This is a genomic window from Nocardia grenadensis NBRC 108939 (genome assembly GCF_001613445.1).
Classification (GTDB): Bacteria; Actinomycetota; Actinomycetes; order Mycobacteriales; family Mycobacteriaceae; genus Nocardia; species Nocardia grenadensis.
Genome location: NZ_BDCJ01000021.1, coordinates 85,699 through 102,933, shown reverse-complemented (window position 1 = coordinate 102,933; position 17,235 = coordinate 85,699). Strand labels below are relative to the sequence as shown.

Genomic DNA, 17,235 nt, shown 5'->3' with positions numbered 1-17,235 from the left:
GGGGATCATCGGCGCCAACGGATCCGGGAAATCGACCCTGGCCCGGATGATCAACGGTCTGCTGGCCCCGACCTCGGGCACCGTCACCGTGGACGGTATCGACGCCTCGAAGAAGGGCGCCCGGGTACGCCGCAAGGTGGGGTTCGTGTTCACCGATCCCGACTCGCAGATCGTCATGCCGACGGTCGCCGAGGATCTGGCGTTCTCGCTACGGCGTACGGGTCTGAGCAAATCGGAGATCGCCGGGCGGGTGGCCGAGATACTGGATCGCTTCGGTCTCGCCGCCCACGCCGACCATCCGTCCCATCTGCTCTCCGGCGGGCAGAAACAGTTGCTGGCGCTGGGTGCCGTCCTCATCCGGCGCCCGGAAGTGATCGTGGCCGACGAGCCGACCACTCTGCTGGACCTGCGCAATGCCCGCGCCGTCGCGGCGGCGCTCGATTCGGTGGATCAGCAGGTCATCGTCGTAACTCATCAGCTCGGGCTGCTGGACAGTTTCGAACGGGTGATCGTCGTCGACGAGGGCGCGGTCGTCTTCGACGGCGCCCCCGCCGCGGCTGTCCCCGCCTACCGGGAGCTGATCGAGTGATCGGGCTATACCTTCCCGGTCACTCGCTCCTGCACCGGATGCCGGCCGGTGCGAAACTGCTGTCGCTCGTCGTGATCATCGTGGCCGCGACCGTATTCGTGCGGACACCCGCGCAGGTCGGTGTCCTCGCGCTCGGTGTCGCCGCGGTGTTCGCGCTCGCCCGGATCCCGTGGCGGGTGGCGCTGGCCCAGTTACGGCCGGTGCTGTGGATGCTGGCGTTCATCGCGGCGGTCCAGGTCGTGACGACCTCGCCCGCGCGCGCCACGGTGGTGTGCGGGCTGCTGCTGATCTCGGTGGCGCTGGCCGCCCTGGTCACCTTGACGACCCGGGTCACCGATATGTTGGACGCCGTCACCCGCGGGCTCGGACCGCTGCGGCGTCTCGGCGTCGACCCCGAACGTATCGGCCTGCTGCTGGCGCTGGCGATCCGCTGTGTGCCGCTGCTGGCCGGGATCGTCCGGGAGGTGGCCGACGCCCGGCGCGCGCGGGGACTGCAGTGGTCGGTGACCGCCCTCGCCACTCCCGTCCTGGTCCGGGCGCTGCGCACCGCCGACGCGATGGGCGACGCACTGGCCGCCCGCGGAGTCGACGATGACTGAACTGCTCGCCGAGCGGATCGCGCGGCAGGCGGCCCGGCGCCCGGCGGCGATCGCCGCCGTCGCCGCGCGCGAACAGGCCACCTACGGCGAATTCCTGGAGCGGGTCACCCGTACCGCCGCGGGGCTGGCCGGCGCGCGCCGGGTGGCGGTACTGCCCACCTCCGATATCGGCTCACTGGTCACCGTGGCGGCGGCGATGTACGCCGGGGTGGGTGTGGTGCTGCTGCACCGTCATCTGTTGCCGCGGCAGCTGGAACGCGTCCTGACGCTGTCCAGGCCCGCGCAGGTGTGCGCCGCGCCCGGTCATCATCGGCTACTGCGCCGGTTGGGCTGGACGGGCGCGATCCGCACCGCGGTGGAGCTGGAATCGGACGGGCCGTGCGGGCACGCGGATCCCAGAAGCGAACTACTGGTGGGGATCACCTCGGGCACCACCGGTGAACCCAAATTGTTCGTGCGGGATCAGCGATCGTGGGCGGCGACCTTGGAGCGCTCCGACGCGACCTTCGATATCGATGCGGGAGACCGGGTCTCGACGCCGGGCGTACTCGATCACACGCACTTCCTCTACGGCGCGCTGCACGCGCTGACCCGGGGCGCGACGGTCGATCTGCGCCCGGTCACCGTGGCGTTGGCCGACGGCCCCACTCACCTGTACTCTGTCCCCGCCATCGCCTGGGACGTGGTGCGTTCGAGCCCGGGGCCGGTCGGCAGCGTGCGTGAGGTGCTCTCCTCGGCGGCGCGCTGGCCGCGGCCGGGGCGTGTGGCCTTGCGGGAGGTACTGCCGAATGCCGCGCTCACCCATTTCTACGGGGCCTCGGAACTGAGTTTCGTCTCGTTCGACCGCGGTCTCGGCGCTGCCGACGACAGCACTGCGGGGGAACTGTTCGACGGGGTCGAGGTGGGGATCCGTGACGGTCTGGTCCACGTGCGCAGCGATATGGTCTTCACCGGATACCTGACCGAGGACGGTGTGGTGGACGGACCGGTCGACGGGTGGTTCTCGGTCGGCGATCGAGGAGCGTTGGCGGGCAACAGGTTACGGTTGTTCGGTCGCGACGGAGAAATGCTCATCCGGGGTGGCCTGAACGTGGAGCCGGCGGCGGTCGAGGCCGCGTTGTCCGCCATCCCCGGAGTCACCGAGGCCGCCTGCGTCGGACTCGCCGACGCGCGCTGGGGTCAGGTGCCGGTGGCCGCCGTCGTGGTCACCGGCGACGCGCCCGGCCCCGAGGAGATCCGGCGGCGGCTGCGGGCGGTGCTGCCGGCACCGAGCATGCCGGATCGGGTGCGGGTGGTGGACCGGTTGCCGCGGACGTCGCGGGGCAAAGTGGATCGCGAAGCGGTGACCGCCCTGTTCGGCTGACACCGCGCCGGGAGCGCGACAGCGACTCGTGCGCAATGGGTGCGGCCGATCCGGTGGCCGTCGCCACGGTAGGAAGAGCACCGCCGCGAATACCGCTATGTTGCAGGGCGCAGAGTTTCGAATGTTGTGAAGGGTTCGGGTGATCGAGGTGTCGGTTCTGGAAAAGGGCAGGGCGGCAGGGCTCACCACGCGGATCGCGGGATACTACTGCGCGATATGCAGCCCCGCGATATCAGCCTCGCGAACTTCGAGCGGATTCTGCAGGCGGTCGTGGATCTGGAGTCGCTGGACAGTCTGGCGAAGTAGTGATCGCGCCCGGCTCGGGCTCAGGCCCGGGCGGGTCGCCGGCGGCCCGGCGGAGGAGGGGAGGGCCAGGAAACCGTCGGCGAAGTACTGCATCGAACCGCACCGGTCACAGCGGCAGGCATGCTGATGGACGAGCTCCTGGCCCCGTCCGACCGGGCGGTCGTCAGGTCCCCGGCGACTCCGGTGACGAAGTCGAGCGCACCGGGATGGGTCCGTTGCCGCGCGCACCAGGGGCAGGTGAGGTCGATCGATCCGCGAATGCTGTGGATCGTGTTGGCCTGCTGCCGAATCCGGCGCCTTGCCACGTCGGCGTATCGCTCCGCGCGGCCGAGTATCAGTTGCTCGGGGTCGCTCCGGTCACCGTCGTAGCCGCTGCCGGGCGGCGGTGCGTAGGTGGGCGAACTCGGCGGCCGAGCGGCGGACCTCCCGGGTGCCGCGGCGGCCGCCCGCCACGCGGTAGGAGAGCTCCGCACGCGAAAACCATTCCGAAAGAACGGAAGTCGGCGAGGCACGTCTGGGATCGTCTGTATCCGGTTCGTACTCGATATCGCGGCCCGACACGCCGACGAGAATACCGCCGGGACGGCTCGGGCGGCGGTGGTCCGGCGGTCGCCCCGGCCGGTGCCGAGACGGCGGTGGGTGTTCTGGCCGCACCATCGTGGTCGCGCGGTCCTGGCGGCCGGGTATCGGTAAATATTGTGTTTCCGCTGTTCAGGGCTTGGAGCTTTTCGATAGAGTCATGTCGATTCATTGATGCGAGGGGCGCGTCACCGGTTCGGTCACCCGATTGTGCTTCCGGGGTACCGCACGTCACCGCATCTCAATGACACGTATCGGTTGGGTAGCGATTGTCATTTTCGTCCCGCTACCTCTATTGCCGAGTTTGGGTAGTTCTTTACTATATGTGGAGCCGGACTGTGGCATCTCACCTCGATGCGACGCCACAGACATGGTGGTGACGATGCATCGGAAGGGTTCGTCCGATCGCTGTGCACCGAGCTTCGATCAGCTGTCCTGCATGGGTTTTCAACAGTATTCTGGAAGTCGAGTCTGCTCGTTGGATGTGGTTTCGATGGTGGCATCGCTGCGGTTCGATCTTCGTGGTGGCGGTGTCGCCGGTGGCGCGGTTCATTTCTTAAGCTTTGCTAAGCCTTTACCAATACCATGACGATGCTTTGAAACTCGGCTCGTTGCGTGCCGAGGACCTGCTTCACCGCGAGATGCCGGTTCGCGGTCTGTGCCCGACTGGACATGTTGATCGTCAACCGACCTCGGCCTGTGCCGAGTCGGCGAAGGAGACCAATGGCAACCAAGATCCCGAATGCCCATGCGTCACCGCCTGGACCGGGCTCGTCCGTATCCACGGCCGTGCCCGGATTCCGCCTACCCTCCCTGGACCCGGCCTCGATCCTGCGCCATGACGTCCCGGCCTCGATCGTGGTCTTCCTGGTCGCGCTGCCCTTGTCCATCGGTATCGCGATCGCCTCCGGCGCCCCGGTGGCCGCCGGGCTCATCGCCGCCGTCATCGGTGGCATCGTCGGCGGTGCACTCGGCGGCTCCGCGCTACAGGTGAGCGGCCCCGCGGCCGGCCTCACCGTGGTCGTTGCCGAATCCATCCATCAATTCGGCTGGCGAGTAACGTGTTTCATCGTCGCCGCCGCCGGTGTACTGCAGATCCTGTTCGGTTTGAGCCGGGTCGCCCGTGCCGCGCTCGCGGTGGCCCCGGTGGTGGTCCACGCCATGCTCGCGGGGATCGGAATCACCATCGCGCTCCAGCAGGTTCATGTACTGCTCGGCGGCGAATCCGGCAGCGCCGCATGGGATAACATCACCGAGCTGGCGAGCCGGCTCACCGCCGCCGATGGTCCCGCGGCGCTGCTCGGGGTGCTCGTCATCGTCATCATGCTGGGCTGGAATCGCCTGCCCGAACGCGTCAAGGTGGTACCCGGGGCGCTGGTGGCCATCGTGGTGGCGACGGGGCTTTCCGGGGTGTTGTCACTGGAGGTGAAGCGGGTCGCACTGGACGGCTCGCTGTTCGATGCGATCGGGTTGCCCGAACTGCCACACGGTGATTGGGCCGCCGTGGTCATGATGATCTTCACCGTGGCGCTGATCACCAGTGTGCAGAGCCTGCTGTCGGCCGTCGCGATCGACAAGATGCACACCGGGCCGCGGACGGACCTGGATCGCGAGATGATCGGCCTGGGGTCGGCGAACGTCCTGACCGGGTTGCTCGGTGGTCTGCCCGTCGCGGGTGTCATCGTGCGCAGTTCCACCAATGTGGCCGCGGGCGCCCGGAGCCGGGCGTCGGCGATCCTGCACGGTGTCTGGGTGCTGGTGTTCTCGGTGGCCCTGGTGTCGCTGGTGGAGCAGATCCCGCTCGCCGCGCTGGCCGGCCTGTTGATCGTCATCGGTATGCAGCTGGTCAAACTGGCGCATATCCGGCTCGCGCACCGGACCGGCGATCTCCTCGTCTACGTGGCCACCCTGGTGACGGTGGTTTTCCTGAACCTGCTCGAAGGGGTTCTGATCGGTTTGGCGCTGGCCTTCGCGCTGCTGGTCTGGCGGGTCGTGCGGGTCGCCGTGACCGCGGAACGCATCGGCGGAACCGAGCGCTGGCTCGTGCGGATCGACGGTTCCTGTACCTTCCTTTCGCTGCCGAAACTGTCCACCACTTTCGGCGCGGTGCCACCGGGAGTGGCGGTGACGGTGGAACTCACCGTGGATTTCCTCGATCACGCCGCCTACGACGCGATCACCGATTGGGCGCGTCAGCACGAGAGCAACGGAGGCGCAGTCGATTTTGTGGAGATCGGTACGTCGCGGATGGCCAACGTACAGGATGCCCCGCCGTCGCGGGGGATGGGCCGGGTCGCGCTCGCCGATGTCCTCGGGCCGTGGCGGTTGCATCGCAACGGTTCGTCCCACGGATCGGCCGACGGCGATCCGCTGGCCAGCGGTATCGCCGCCTACCATCGCAGCCGTGCGGATCTGGTGCGGTCGCATCTGGACGAGCTGCGGGACGGGCAGGACCCGGATTCCTTCTTCCTGACCTGCTCGGATTCGCGCATCGTGCCGAATGTGATCACCCACAGCGGACCGGGTGATCTGTTCACCGTGCGCAATGTGGGCAATCTGGTGCCCGAACACGACGCCTCGGTGGAAGCGGCGCTGGTCTTCGCGCTCGAGAAACTCAGTGTTCGCACCGTGGTGGTCTGCGGCCATTCGTGCTGCGGGGCCATGGGCGCCCTGTACTGCGGTGAGTCGGCCGGTCCGGGGATCGACCGCTGGCTCGAATACGGGCAGCCGAGCCTGGCGCGGTACCGGGCCGGGCATCCGGTCGGCCGCGCTGCCGAGGCCGCCGGTTTCGGTCCGGTGGAGCAGTTGAGCATGGTCAATATCGCGGTGCAGCTGGAGAACCTGCGGCGGCATCCGTCGGTGCGCCGGGCGATCGAGGAACGGGGGCTCACCGTAGCCGGTCTGTTCTTCGATATCGCCAGCGCCCGGCTGATCGAGGTGGGTGCGGACGGGATCGCTTCCCTCGAGGACAACGACGAGTTATTGGCGCAATTGCAGCGCGAACCGGCGTCGATGGGGACGGTGTGAGCATGGTTGCCGGCCTCCGTTCCGGTACTACCGGTCGAGACACGATCGCTTGCGGAACAATCTGTTTCGGCAGTGATGTCGGTCATAGCGGGATCGGACCGCGAGGGTCGTGCGCGTTATCGCCAGGAGTGGGGGGTGCCTTCTCAGGCTTTGATAAGTCATTACCCATACCATGGCAACGGTTTACAACTCGGCCCGTAGGTGTGCCGAGTCCCCACTTCACCGCGAGTTGCCGGTTCGCGGTCTGTGTCCGAGCGGACACGATGATCGTCAACCGACCTGGCCCGTGCCGAGTCGGCGAAGGAGAACGATGGGCACCCAGAGCACGAATTCCCCGGAGTCAGTTACTGGTCCGGGCCCGGACGGGCGTGAGCCCGCCGGGTCCCGGCGCAAATCCACCCAGACCTGGCTGACCTCGATCCTGCGCCACGATGTCCCGGCGTCGATCGTGGTCTTCCTTGTCGCGCTACCGCTGTCCATCGGTATCGCGATCGCCTCCGGCGCCCCGGTTGCCGCCGGTCTCATCGCCGCGGTGATCGGTGGTGTGGTCGCCGGCGCGCTCGGCGGCTCCGTCCTCCAGGTGAGCGGCCCGGCCGCGGGGCTCACCGTGATCGTCGCCGAATCGATAAACCAATTCGGCTGGCGTGTCACCTGTTTCATCGTCGCCGCGGCCGGGGTCCTGCAGATCCTGTTCGGATTGAGCCGGATCGCCCGGGCGGCACTGGCGGTGGCGCCGGTGGTGGTGCACGCCATGCTGGCCGGAATCGGTATCACCATCGCACTGCAGCAATTGCACGTCCTGCTCGGCGGTGAATCCAACAGCACCGCGTGGACCAACATCGCCGACCTGCCCGCCCAGCTGGTCGCGCTGCACGGACCGGCCGTCCTTCTCGGTGTGGTCGTCATCGCCATCATGCTCGGCTGGAAGTACCTCCCCGAGCGGATCCGGGTGGTCCCCGGCGCCCTGGCCGCGATCGTGGTGGCCACCGTGCTGTCGCTGGTGCTCTCGCTCGACGTCAAGCGGGTCGCCATCGACGGCTCGCTGTTCGATGCGATCGGGCTGCCCGAACTACCCCGCAGCGACTGGGCCGGGGTCGCGCTGATGATCCTGACCTTCGCGCTCATCGCCAGCGTGGAGAGCCTGCTGTCGGCCGTCGCGATCGACAAGATGCACACCGGGCCGCGGGCCGACTTCGACCGCGAAATGCTCGGTCAGGGCTCGGCGAACGTACTGTCCGGCCTGCTCGGCGGCCTCCCCGTCACCGGCGTCATCGTGCGCAGCTCCACCAATGTCGCGGCAGGTGCGCGCAGCCGGGCTTCGGCCGTACTGCACGGCGTCTGGCTCCTGATCTTCTCTGTGGCCCTGGCTTCGCTGGTGGAGCAGATCCCGCTGGCCGCCCTGGCCGGCCTGCTCATCGTCATCGGCGTACAGCTGGTCAAACTGGCGCATATCCGGCTCGCCCACCGCACCGGCGATCTGCTCGTCTACGCGGTGACCCTGGCCGCCGTCGTCTTCCTGAACCTGCTGGAAGGTGTGCTCATCGGCTTGGCGCTGGCCTTCGCGCTCCTGCTCTGGCGGGTCGTCCGCGTCACGATCACCGCCGAACCGCTCGGCGGTACCGACCGCTGGCTGATCCAGGTCGACGGATCGTGCACCTTCCTGTCGCTGCCGAAACTGTCGTCCACCTTCGCCAAGGTCCCGCAGGGTATCCCGGTGACGGTGGAGATGACGGTCGACTTCCTCGATCACGCCGCATACGAAGCCATCACCGATTGGGCGCGACAGCACGAGAGCAACGGTGGCACCGTCGATTTCGTGGAAATCGGGGCCGCGCGGATGGCGAACGTGGAGGCGGCACCGCCTTCGCGCAGTATGAGCCGGGTCGCTCTCGACGGCGTCCTGGGGCCCTGGCAGGCGGAACGTAACGGTTCGTCCAGTGGTTCGGGTGACGGTGGTGACCCGCTGGTGAGCGGTATCGCCGCCTACCACCGCAGCCACGCGCATCTGGTGCGGCCGCATCTGGACGAGCTGCGGGACGGGCAGGACCCGGATTCCTTCTTCCTGACCTGCTCGGATTCGCGAATCGTGCCGAATGTGATCACCAACAGCGGGCCGGGAGACCTGTTCACCGTGCGCAATGTGGGCAATCTGGTGCCCGAGCACGGTGACGCGTCGGTGGAGGCGGCGCTGGTCTTCGCGCTGGAGAAGCTGAACGTCCGGTCCGTGGTGGTCTGCGGTCACTCCTCCTGCGGGGCCATGGGCGCGCTGCACTCCGGCGAATCCGCGGGTCCGGGGATCGACCGCTGGCTCGAATACGGGCAGCCGAGCCTGGCGCGGTACCGGGCCGGGCATCCGGTCGGCCGCGCTGCCGAGGCCGCCGGTTTCGGTCCGGTGGAGCAGTTGAGCATGGTCAATATCGCGGTGCAGCTGGAGAACCTGCGGCGGCATCCGTCGGTCTGCCGCGCCGTCGACGACCGTGGGCTCACCGTTTCCGGTCTGTTCTTCGATATCGCCAGCGCCCGGGTCATCGAAGTCCGCCCGGACGGCATCGCTCCCATCGAGGACAACGACGAGTTATTGGCGCAGTTACAGCGGGAACCGGCGCAGTCCGTCCGGTGACACGCCGGAACGTGACCCGTCCGGGTGCTCCGGGCGGGTCACGTTCGCGTTCCGGTCCGCCGGCGCCTCGTAGGCTGGTACCCGTGGAAAGTCGTCCCGATTCCGTCACGGATCGACCCGCGGCCGAGGCCGGTGCGCCCGGCGAGCAGGCGGCCGGTCACCGGTCCGGTCCCGCGTTCTGGCGCGCCTACCGGGACCGGATCGCGCGGCGCCCTACGCTCGAGCTCGTCTACCGGGTCGGGGTGGCGGTCGTCGGCACCGCGGTGTTCGTCGTCGGGGTGATCACCATTCCGTTCCCCGGTCCGGGGTGGGCACTGGTGTTCGCCGGCATCGGCATCCTGGCCACCGAGTTCGCGGTGGCGCGGCGGGCGCTGGTGTGGTTGCGGGACAAGTACCGGCGCGGGATGGCCTGGTACATCTCGCGCGGGCCGATCATGCAGGTGATCGCCTTCCTGGCGACATGTGCGCTGGTCGTGGCCACCCTGTGGGTACTGGGGACGTTCGGATTGGTCGGTGACTGGATCGGAGTCGATTGGCAGTGGTTGCGCAGTCCGCTGATGTCGTGACGCCGGTGAGCGGCCGGATACTCACCGACGAATCGTGGCTGGCGGCTCGAATAGCGGATCTCGGCGCGTCCTGGCGCACCGACTCGATGCGGGTGAGCGCGACGCTGTGGTGGTGTATGACGGCCTCGGCGCTCGTCGAACAGGTGGTCCGGGCACTGGCACAGGGACGTCCGCTTCCGCCACCCACACTGGACCGGCTCGCGCTGACTCTGCGCGCCGACGGGACGGTCGAAAGGGTCCGGATCGACGAGGCCGGATGGACCGCGGTACCGGATGGCGCCGGCCCCGGGGCCGAGGCCACCGAGGCCGATATCGCGGTGGCCCTGCGGGAGACCCTCACCACGGTGATCGGCCGCCTCACCGCGGTATCGGGTGTCCGGGAACCGGCGCTGTGGGCGGTGGTCACCGATGTGGTGGCGGGCCGGGCCGTCGACGCCGGGCAGCCACCGATCGGTCGGCGGCTGGCCGAGGCGATCGGCACGGCACTGCCCGAACCCCGCTTCGTCGAGGTCGCCGGGCACACCTTCGTCCGCCGTGCCTCCTGCTGCCTGGTGTACGAGGCGCCGGGTTGCGAGAAATGTGTGAGCTGCCCCAAGCGCCGCCCCCATGAACGCGAAGCGCTCCTCGCGGATTACGCGCGGCGAGGGTGAGGCGTCGGTTCCGTTACCGGCCGGGCATACGCGCGGGCACGGCGAGCGACCTCGCCCGGTCCATCGACACGCGTTCCCGGCTGTGCCGATAGCATGGTCGCGGCCGGGCTGTGCCCGGTCACCGACAGACGGATCGAGTCGTCATCGAACCGGAACGAGCCGGAGTGATGCGGGCGATCCGTTGCCCGAACGAGCCGAACCGTAACCGGCCACAGATACCCGAGGAGAGCGCCACCGTGACCACCACAGCCCCCCGCAGCCCAGCCACCCTCGTCCGGGTGCCTGCCGGGACGACGGCGGGTGCCGCGGTGCGTGAGGCGGGCCTGCCGGCCAAGGGCCCCGATACCGTGGTCGTCGTCCGCGACGCCGCGGGACAGCTGCGCGACCTCTCCTGGGTTCCGGAACTCGATACCGAAGTCACCGCGGTCGCCGCGAACACCGAGGACGGCCGCAGCGTGATCCGCCACTCGGCCGCCCATGTGCTGGCCCAGGCGGTGCAGCAGGAGTTCCCCGAGGCCGTGCTGGGCATCGGTCCGCCGATCAAGGACGGCTTCTACTACGACTTCCGGGTCGAGCGTCCGTTCACCCCCGAGGATCTGGCCAAGCTGGAGTCCCGGATGAAGAAGATCGTCAAGGGCGCGCAGCGGTTCTCCCGCCGCGTGGTCGAGGTGGATCAGGCGCGGATCGAACTGGCGTCCGAACCGTTCAAACTCGAACTGATCGGCGACAAATCGGGGATCGACGATCCGGAGATCATGGAGGTCGGCGGTAACGAGCTGACCATCTACGACAATCTCGATCCGCGGACCGGTGAGCGGGTGTGGGGTGATCTGTGCCGCGGTCCGCACATCCCCACCACCAAGTTCATCCCGGCCTTCAAACTGACCCGCAGTTCGGCCGCGTACTGGCGCGGGGACCAGAACCGGGAAGGCCTGCAGCGCATCTACGGCACCGCCTGGGAGTCGGCCGAGGCGCAGGACGAGTACCTGCACATGCTCGCCGAGGCCGAGAAGCGCGACCACCGCAAACTGGGCCTGGAACTCGACCTGTTCTCCTTCCCGGACGAACTGGGTTCGGGTTTGCCGGTGTTCCATCCCAAGGGCGGCATCATCCGCAAGGAGATGGAGGACTACTCGCGCGCGCAGCATGTGGCGGCGGGCTACGAGTTCGTCAACACCCCGCACATCACCAAGGCGCATCTGTTCGAGACCTCCAAGCACCTGGAGTGGTACGCCGACGGTATGTACCCGCCCATGCATCTCGATGCCGAACTCAACGATGACGGCACGGTGCGCAAACCGGGGCAGGACTACTACCTCAAGCCGATGAACTGCCCGATGCACAACCTGATCTACCGGTCCCGGGGCCGGTCCTACCGGGAACTGCCACTGCGGCTGTTCGAATTTGGTTCGGTGTACCGGTACGAGAAGTCCGGGGTCGTGCACGGCCTGACCCGGGCTCGCGGTTTCACCCAGGACGACGCGCATCTCTACTGCACCCAGGAACAGGTGGTCGAGGAACTGACCGGCACCCTGCGGTTTGTGCTCGATCTACTGAAGGCCTACGGTCTCGACGATTTCTACCTGGAGCTGTCCACCAAGGACCCGGACAAATACGTCGGCGCCGACGAACTGTGGGACGAGGCCACCGAGACCCTGCGCCAGGTGGGGGAGGCGTCCGGCCTGGAATTGGTGCCCGATCCGGGCGGCGCCGCCTTCTACGGTCCGAAGATCTCGGTGCAGACCCGCGACGCGCTCGGCCGCAACTGGCAGATGTCGACCATCCAGCTGGATTTCTTCGAACCGGACCTGTTCGAGCTCGAGTACACCGCCTCCGACGGCACCAAGAAGCGCCCGGTAATGATCCACCGGGCCCTGTTCGGCTCGATCGAACGCTTCTTCGGCGTCCTCACCGAGCACTACGCGGGTGCCTTCCCGGCCTGGCTGGCGCCGGTGCAGGTCGTCGGTATCCCGGTCGCCGACACCTTCATCCCGCACCTGGACGCGGTGGTGGCGCGGCTGCGCGCGGCCGGGGTCCGGGCCGAGGTCGATCGCGGTGACGACCGGATGCAGAAGAAGATCTTCAACCACACCGCGCAGAAGGTGCCGTTCATGCTGCTGGCCGGCGCGCGGGATGTGGAGGCCGACGCGGTGAGCTTCCGGTTCCGGGACGGCACCCAGGTCAACGGAGTACCGGTGGACGATGCGGTGCGAGTGGTCGCGGAGTGGATCCGCCGCCGCGACAATTCCTCGCCCACCGCGGACACGGTTCGCGCCCTGGTGTACAGCGAAGGCGGTGCACCCGCGTGACACCGGGTCCGTCCGGGCGGGGAAAGGGTATGGAGCATGAGTGAGCGCACGGTGCCGGACGAGCTGACCGAGGAGCCCGGCGCGGACCGGGAGCAGTCCGACGAGATCGTGGATCGCGGTGCGGGCGAACCGGACCGGTTGCAGCGGCTGTGGACGCCGTACCGCATGTCCTATATCGCGGAGGCCGCCACCACGGCCCCCAAGGGCGCGACCGGGCATCCGTTCACCGATATACCCACCATGTCCGACGAGGACGGGCTGGTCGTCGCCCGCGGCGAGCAGGTGTACGCGGTGCTGAACCTGTACCCCTACAACCCGGGGCACATGATGGTGGTGCCTTATCGCCGGGTCGCGAACCTGGAGGATCTCACCGCCGCCGAATCCACCGAACTGATGGAGTTCACGCAGCGGGCCATCCGGACGATGAAGAAGGTGTCCCGGCCGCACGGGTTCAATGTGGGTCTCAACCTGGGCGGTGTCGCGGGTGGTTCGCTCGCCGACCATCTGCACCAGCACATCGTTCCGCGCTGGGGCGGTGACGCGAACTTCATCACCGTGATCGGGGGTGCGAAGGTGATGCCGCAGCTGCTGCGCGAGACCCGGGCGCTGCTCGCATCGGCCTGGGAGGAGGCGTAGATGAGCGACGCCGCGCTACGTGCGCGTGCCGGAGCCGGACGGGTGCGGGTGAACCACCGGGCAGAGCAGGAGGGGTAGGTGCTGAGCATCTTCGGCCGGGCGACCTTCGCCAAGGCCACCGCGCCGTTGGGCAGGGCACTGGTCGGCACCGGCCTCACCCCGGACGCGGTCACTCTTATCGGTACCGCCGCCTCGATCGCCGCCGCGGTCACGCTGTACCCCACCGGGCATCTGTTCTGGGGAACCGTACTCATCTGGCTGTTCGTCATGTTCGACATGCTCGACGGTGCGATGGCCCGGGCCCGGGGCGGCGGGACCCGCTACGGGGCGGTGCTCGACGCGACCTGCGACCGTGTCGCCGACGGCGCCATCTTCGGTTCGCTGGCCTGGTGGGCGGTCTACCAGGAACAGAGCAGACCGCTGTTCGTGGCCACACTGGTGGTGCTGGTGACCTCGCAGGTCATCTCCTATGCCAAGGCCCGGGCCGAGGCCAGTGGGCTGTCCGCCGACGGCGGCCTGATCGAACGCCCGGACCGGCTGGTGATCGTGCTGGTGGGGGCCGGGCTCACCGGTATCGGCGGGTACTGGGGTATCGGATGGCTCACCTGGGCCGTGCATGTGGCGATGTGGATCCTGGCCGTCCTCAGCATCGTGACGGTGGGCCAGCGGGTGCTGGCGGTCCGCAACTCGCCCGGCGCCCGCGAGATCCTGGGTAGCGCGAACAAGGGAACGGAGCAGTCGTGAGCGGGTGGCGGGCGAGCGCGAGCGATCGCGGATACGCCGCGGGCTGGCGGCTGGTGCGCGCCCTCCCGGATCGGGCGGCGCGCACCGTGTTCGACCGGGGCGCGGATTTCGTGGCCCGCAAGGGCGGACCGGTCCAGTTGCGCCGCAACCTGGCCCGGGTGGTCGGGGCGCCCGCGGAAGCCGTATCCGACGAACTCGTGCGGGCGAGTATGCGTTCCTACGCCCGCTACTGGCGGGAGGCGTTCCGGCTACCGACGATGGATCACGCCGAACTGGTGGCATCGGGCCGGATCTCGGTGATCGGCCGGGAGCACCTGGACGCCGCGCTGGCCCGCGGTCGCGGGGTGGTGTTCGTGCTGCCGCATTCGGGCAACTGGGATATGGCCGGTACCTGGCTGGTGCAGAACTACGGCACGTTCACCACCGTCATGGAACGGCTGAAACCGGAATCGCTGTTCGAACGGTTCGTCGCTTACCGGGAGAGTCTGGGCTTCGAGGTCTTCCCGCTGACCGGCGGCGAGCAGCCGCCGTTCACGGCGCTGGCGCAGCGGTTGCGCGACAACAAGATCGTCTGCCTGTTGGGGGAGCGCGACCTCACCGGTCGCGGTGTCCCGGTCACCTTCTTCGGTGAACGGACCTGGATGCCGGCCGGGGCAGCCGCGCTCGCCGTGGAAACCGGTGCCGCGCTCATGCCGGTACACGTCTCTTTCACCGCGGACGACCGCGGCCGCGAGAGCTGGATCGTCCGCACCCGGGAACCGCTGGACGTCACGGACGGTGTCGCGGCCGCGACGCAGGCGCTGGCGGATTGTTTCGCCGCCGGTATCGCCGAGCATCCGGCCGACTGGCATATGTTGCAGCCGCTGTGGGAAACGGATCTGTCCGAGGCCCGGCTGGACCGTATCCACGCCGAACAGGCGCGGCGCGAGACGTATTCGATCGACGCCGGTGGAGACCGCGCCCCATGAGAATCGGCATGGTCTGTCCCTATTCGTTCGACGTACCGGGCGGCGTGCAGGCGCATGTGGTGGAGCTCGCGCAGGTGTTCCGGGAACGCGGGCACAAAGTGAGTGTGCTGGCACCCGCCGCGGAGACGACCGAGCTCCCCGATTTCGTCGTGTCGGCCGGACGCGCGGTGGCGATCCCCTACAACGGCTCGGTGGCGAGGCTCTCCTTCGGGCCGACCGCCTACACCCGGATCCGCCGGTGGATCGAGAGCAACGAGTTCGATGTATTGCACATCCACGAACCCAATGCGCCCAGTCTGTCCATGCTGGCCCTGAAGATCGCCGAGGGGCCGATCGTGGCCACCTTCCACACCTCTACGACGAAATCCCTGGTGCTGGCGACATTCCAGGGTGTGCTGCGGCCTTATCACGAGAAGATCAGCGGCCGGATCGCGGTTTCGGAACTGGCCCGCCGCTGGCAGGTGGAGGCACTCGGTTCCGACGCGGTGGAGATCCCGAACGGAGTCGATGTGCAGGCGTTCGCCCGTGCCCCGCGGCTGCCCGGCTATCCGCGGCGGGGCGGCACCGTCCTGTTCCTCGGCCGCTACGACGAGCCGCGTAAGGGGATGCAGATCCTACTGGGGGCGCTACCGGCCCTCGTAGCACGTCATCCCGAGGTGGAGGTCCTGGTCGTCGGTCGCGGCGACGAGGACCGGCTGCGCCGGGAGGCCGGTCCGCTCGCCCGGCACCTGCGCTTCCTGGGCCAGGTCTCGGATGCGGAGAAGGCCTCGGCCATGCGCAGCGCCGACGTCTACGTGGCACCGAATCTGGGCGGGGAGAGTTTCGGGATCATCCTCATCGAGGCCATGGCCGCCGGAACCGCCGTGGTGGCCAGCGAACTGGATGCCTTCCGCCGGGTACTACGCGACGGCGCCGCCGGGCTGCTGGTGCCGATCGGTGATGCGGCGGCCCTGGCCGACGCCCTGGACACGGTGCTCACCGACGAGGCCCGGCGCGGTGATCTGGTGCGCACCGCGACACAGGTGGTCGGCACCTACGACTGGCCGGTGGTGGCCGAACAGATCCTGCGGGTCTACGAAACCGTGGTGGTCGGCGATCTGCGGGTGCGGGTGGCCGGGTGATCACTTTCTCCGCGACCACGGTTCTCGTTCTCGCGCTCGTCGCCGCCCTCGTGGTCGCACTCGGGGTGTGGGCCTATTCCACCGCCAATCGGCTCGACCGCCTGCATGTGCGCACCGATCTGGCCTGGCACGCGCTGGAGGCGGCGCTGGCCCGCCGGGCCGTGGTGGCCCGGGCGGTGGCGATTTCGCTGGCCGGATCACACGCGGGCCCGGAGCCCGATACGGCCGAGTTCGCCCGGCGGCTCACCGCACTGGCCGATCGCGCCGAACGCACCGGCCGTGACGACCGGGAGACCGTGGAGAACCAGCTGGCGGCCGCACTGTCGGCCGTCGATATCGCCCGGCTGCCGACCCAGCAGGTCGCCGAACTGGCCGATGCCGAGGCCCGGGTGCTCATCGCCCGCCGCTTCCACAACGATGCCGTACGCGACACCCTGGCGCTGCGAACCCGCCGCCCGGTGCGCTGGCTGCACCTCGGCGGTACCGCCCCTACGCCGACCTACTTCGAGATCGCCGAACGGGCCACTCTCGCGGCCGCCACCGGACTCGAGGTCGACACCACGCGGGTTTCGGCGCGGGTGGCCCTGCTCGACGAACAGGACCGGATCCTGCTCATGCGCGGGCACGATCCACTGGCCCCGGAGGTGTCGTTCTGGTTCACCGTCGGCGGTGGCGTGGAACCGGGGGAGAGCCTGCGCGAAGCCGCGGTGCGCGAAGTGTACGAGGAGACCGGGCTCACCGCCGATCCGGCCGCCCTGCGCGGCCCGATCTGGCGGCGGGTGGCGGTTTTCCCGTTCAACGGCGAGCTGATCCGGTCCGAGGAGCTGTTCTTCGCACTGCGGGTGCCGCGCTTCGAACCCGACGCGGCGGAGCTCACCTCTATCGAGCAACGCTCCATCACCGGTAACCGGTGGTGCGGCCCGGACGAAATCCGGGAGCAGGTCGCCGCAGGTGAGATGGTGTATCCGTACCAGTTGGACGAGTTGCTCGCGGAAGCCGCGGCCGCGGCCGACGCCGCGGGCGATCCGGAGGTCCGTTCCATCCGGTGAATATGACCGGGCTCACTGTCGTGATAGGGTCGCAGACGGTTTGACACGCCGAGGATATGTCGATTCGGTGTGTGGAGGTGAAGACGTGTCCTACATCCTGTTCGATTAC

The 17,235-nt window shown here is 68.5% G+C and carries 13 protein-coding genes; all 13 read left to right on the top strand.

Annotated elements, in window-relative coordinates; all coding sequences use genetic code 11:
• On the top strand, positions 1-589 hold a 589-nt coding region (locus tag NGR01S_RS22750), incomplete at its 5' end, for an energy-coupling factor ABC transporter ATP-binding protein (RefSeq protein WP_063040100.1).
• Positions 586-1,188, top strand: coding sequence for an energy-coupling factor transporter transmembrane component T family protein (locus NGR01S_RS22745; protein WP_063040098.1), 603 nt, complete (start codon positions 586-588; stop codon positions 1,186-1,188). The genes NGR01S_RS22750 and NGR01S_RS22745, both read left to right, overlap by 4 nt.
• On the top strand, positions 1,181-2,551 hold the full coding sequence (locus NGR01S_RS22740; protein WP_063040096.1) for an AMP-binding protein: 1,371 nt from the start codon (positions 1,181-1,183) through the stop codon (positions 2,549-2,551). The genes NGR01S_RS22745 and NGR01S_RS22740 overlap by 8 nt, the downstream gene beginning before the upstream one ends.
• 1,608 nt (positions 2,552-4,159) lie before the next feature.
• A complete protein-coding gene (locus tag NGR01S_RS22725; protein WP_063040090.1) occupies positions 4,160-6,463 on the top strand; it encodes a SulP family inorganic anion transporter in 2,304 nt (767 codons plus the stop codon).
• 310 nt (positions 6,464-6,773) lie between these two features.
• Positions 6,774-9,083 carry a SulP family inorganic anion transporter gene (locus NGR01S_RS22720; RefSeq protein ID WP_063040088.1) on the top strand — a complete coding sequence of 770 codons (2,310 nt, stop codon included), beginning with the start codon at positions 6,774-6,776 and terminating at the stop codon, positions 9,081-9,083.
• A gap of 83 nt (positions 9,084-9,166) precedes the next feature.
• Complete coding sequence (locus NGR01S_RS22715) at positions 9,167-9,649, top strand: TIGR02611 family protein (RefSeq protein WP_084481604.1); 483 nt, start codon at positions 9,167-9,169, stop codon at positions 9,647-9,649.
• Positions 9,646-10,299, top strand: coding sequence for a (2Fe-2S)-binding protein (locus NGR01S_RS22710; RefSeq protein WP_084481603.1), 654 nt, complete (start codon positions 9,646-9,648; stop codon positions 10,297-10,299). Before NGR01S_RS22715 ends, NGR01S_RS22710 begins: the two co-directional genes overlap by 4 nt.
• 236 nt (positions 10,300-10,535) lie before the next feature.
• On the top strand, positions 10,536-12,608 hold the full coding sequence (thrS, locus tag NGR01S_RS22705; protein ID WP_063040126.1) for a threonine--tRNA ligase: 2,073 nt from the start codon (positions 10,536-10,538) through the stop codon (positions 12,606-12,608).
• A 36-nt stretch (positions 12,609-12,644) separates the two neighbouring features.
• On the top strand, positions 12,645-13,244 hold the full coding sequence (locus tag NGR01S_RS22700) for an ATP adenylyltransferase (RefSeq protein WP_063040084.1): 600 nt from the start codon (positions 12,645-12,647) through the stop codon (positions 13,242-13,244).
• A 78-nt stretch (positions 13,245-13,322) separates the two neighbouring features.
• Positions 13,323-13,988, top strand: coding sequence for a phosphatidylinositol phosphate synthase (pgsA, locus tag NGR01S_RS22695; protein ID WP_063040082.1), 666 nt, complete (start codon positions 13,323-13,325; stop codon positions 13,986-13,988).
• Complete coding sequence (locus tag NGR01S_RS22690; RefSeq protein ID WP_063040080.1) at positions 13,985-14,956, top strand: phosphatidylinositol mannoside acyltransferase; 972 nt, start codon at positions 13,985-13,987, stop codon at positions 14,954-14,956. Before pgsA ends, NGR01S_RS22690 begins: the two co-directional genes overlap by 4 nt.
• On the top strand, positions 14,953-16,077 hold the full coding sequence (locus NGR01S_RS22685) for a glycosyltransferase family 4 protein (protein WP_063040078.1): 1,125 nt from the start codon (positions 14,953-14,955) through the stop codon (positions 16,075-16,077). The genes NGR01S_RS22690 and NGR01S_RS22685 overlap by 4 nt, the downstream gene beginning before the upstream one ends.
• Complete coding sequence (locus tag NGR01S_RS22680) at positions 16,077-17,126, top strand: NUDIX domain-containing protein (RefSeq protein WP_063040119.1); 1,050 nt, start codon at positions 16,077-16,079, stop codon at positions 17,124-17,126. Before NGR01S_RS22685 ends, NGR01S_RS22680 begins: the two co-directional genes overlap by 1 nt.
• Positions 17,127-17,235: the final 109 nt, after the last annotated feature.

Coding starts and splice junctions, on each gene's coding strand:
- NGR01S_RS22685 (WP_063040078.1), top strand. CDS start 14,953: ATGAGAATCGGCATGGTCTGTCCCTATTCGTTCGACGTACCGGGCGGC.
- NGR01S_RS22725 (WP_063040090.1), top strand. CDS start 4,160: ATGGCAACCAAGATCCCGAATGCCCATGCGTCACCGCCTGGACCGGGC.
- NGR01S_RS22700 (WP_063040084.1), top strand. CDS start 12,645: ATGAGTGAGCGCACGGTGCCGGACGAGCTGACCGAGGAGCCCGGCGCG.
- NGR01S_RS22740 (WP_063040096.1), top strand. CDS start 1,181: ATGACTGAACTGCTCGCCGAGCGGATCGCGCGGCAGGCGGCCCGGCGC.
- NGR01S_RS22720 (WP_063040088.1), top strand. CDS start 6,774: ATGGGCACCCAGAGCACGAATTCCCCGGAGTCAGTTACTGGTCCGGGC.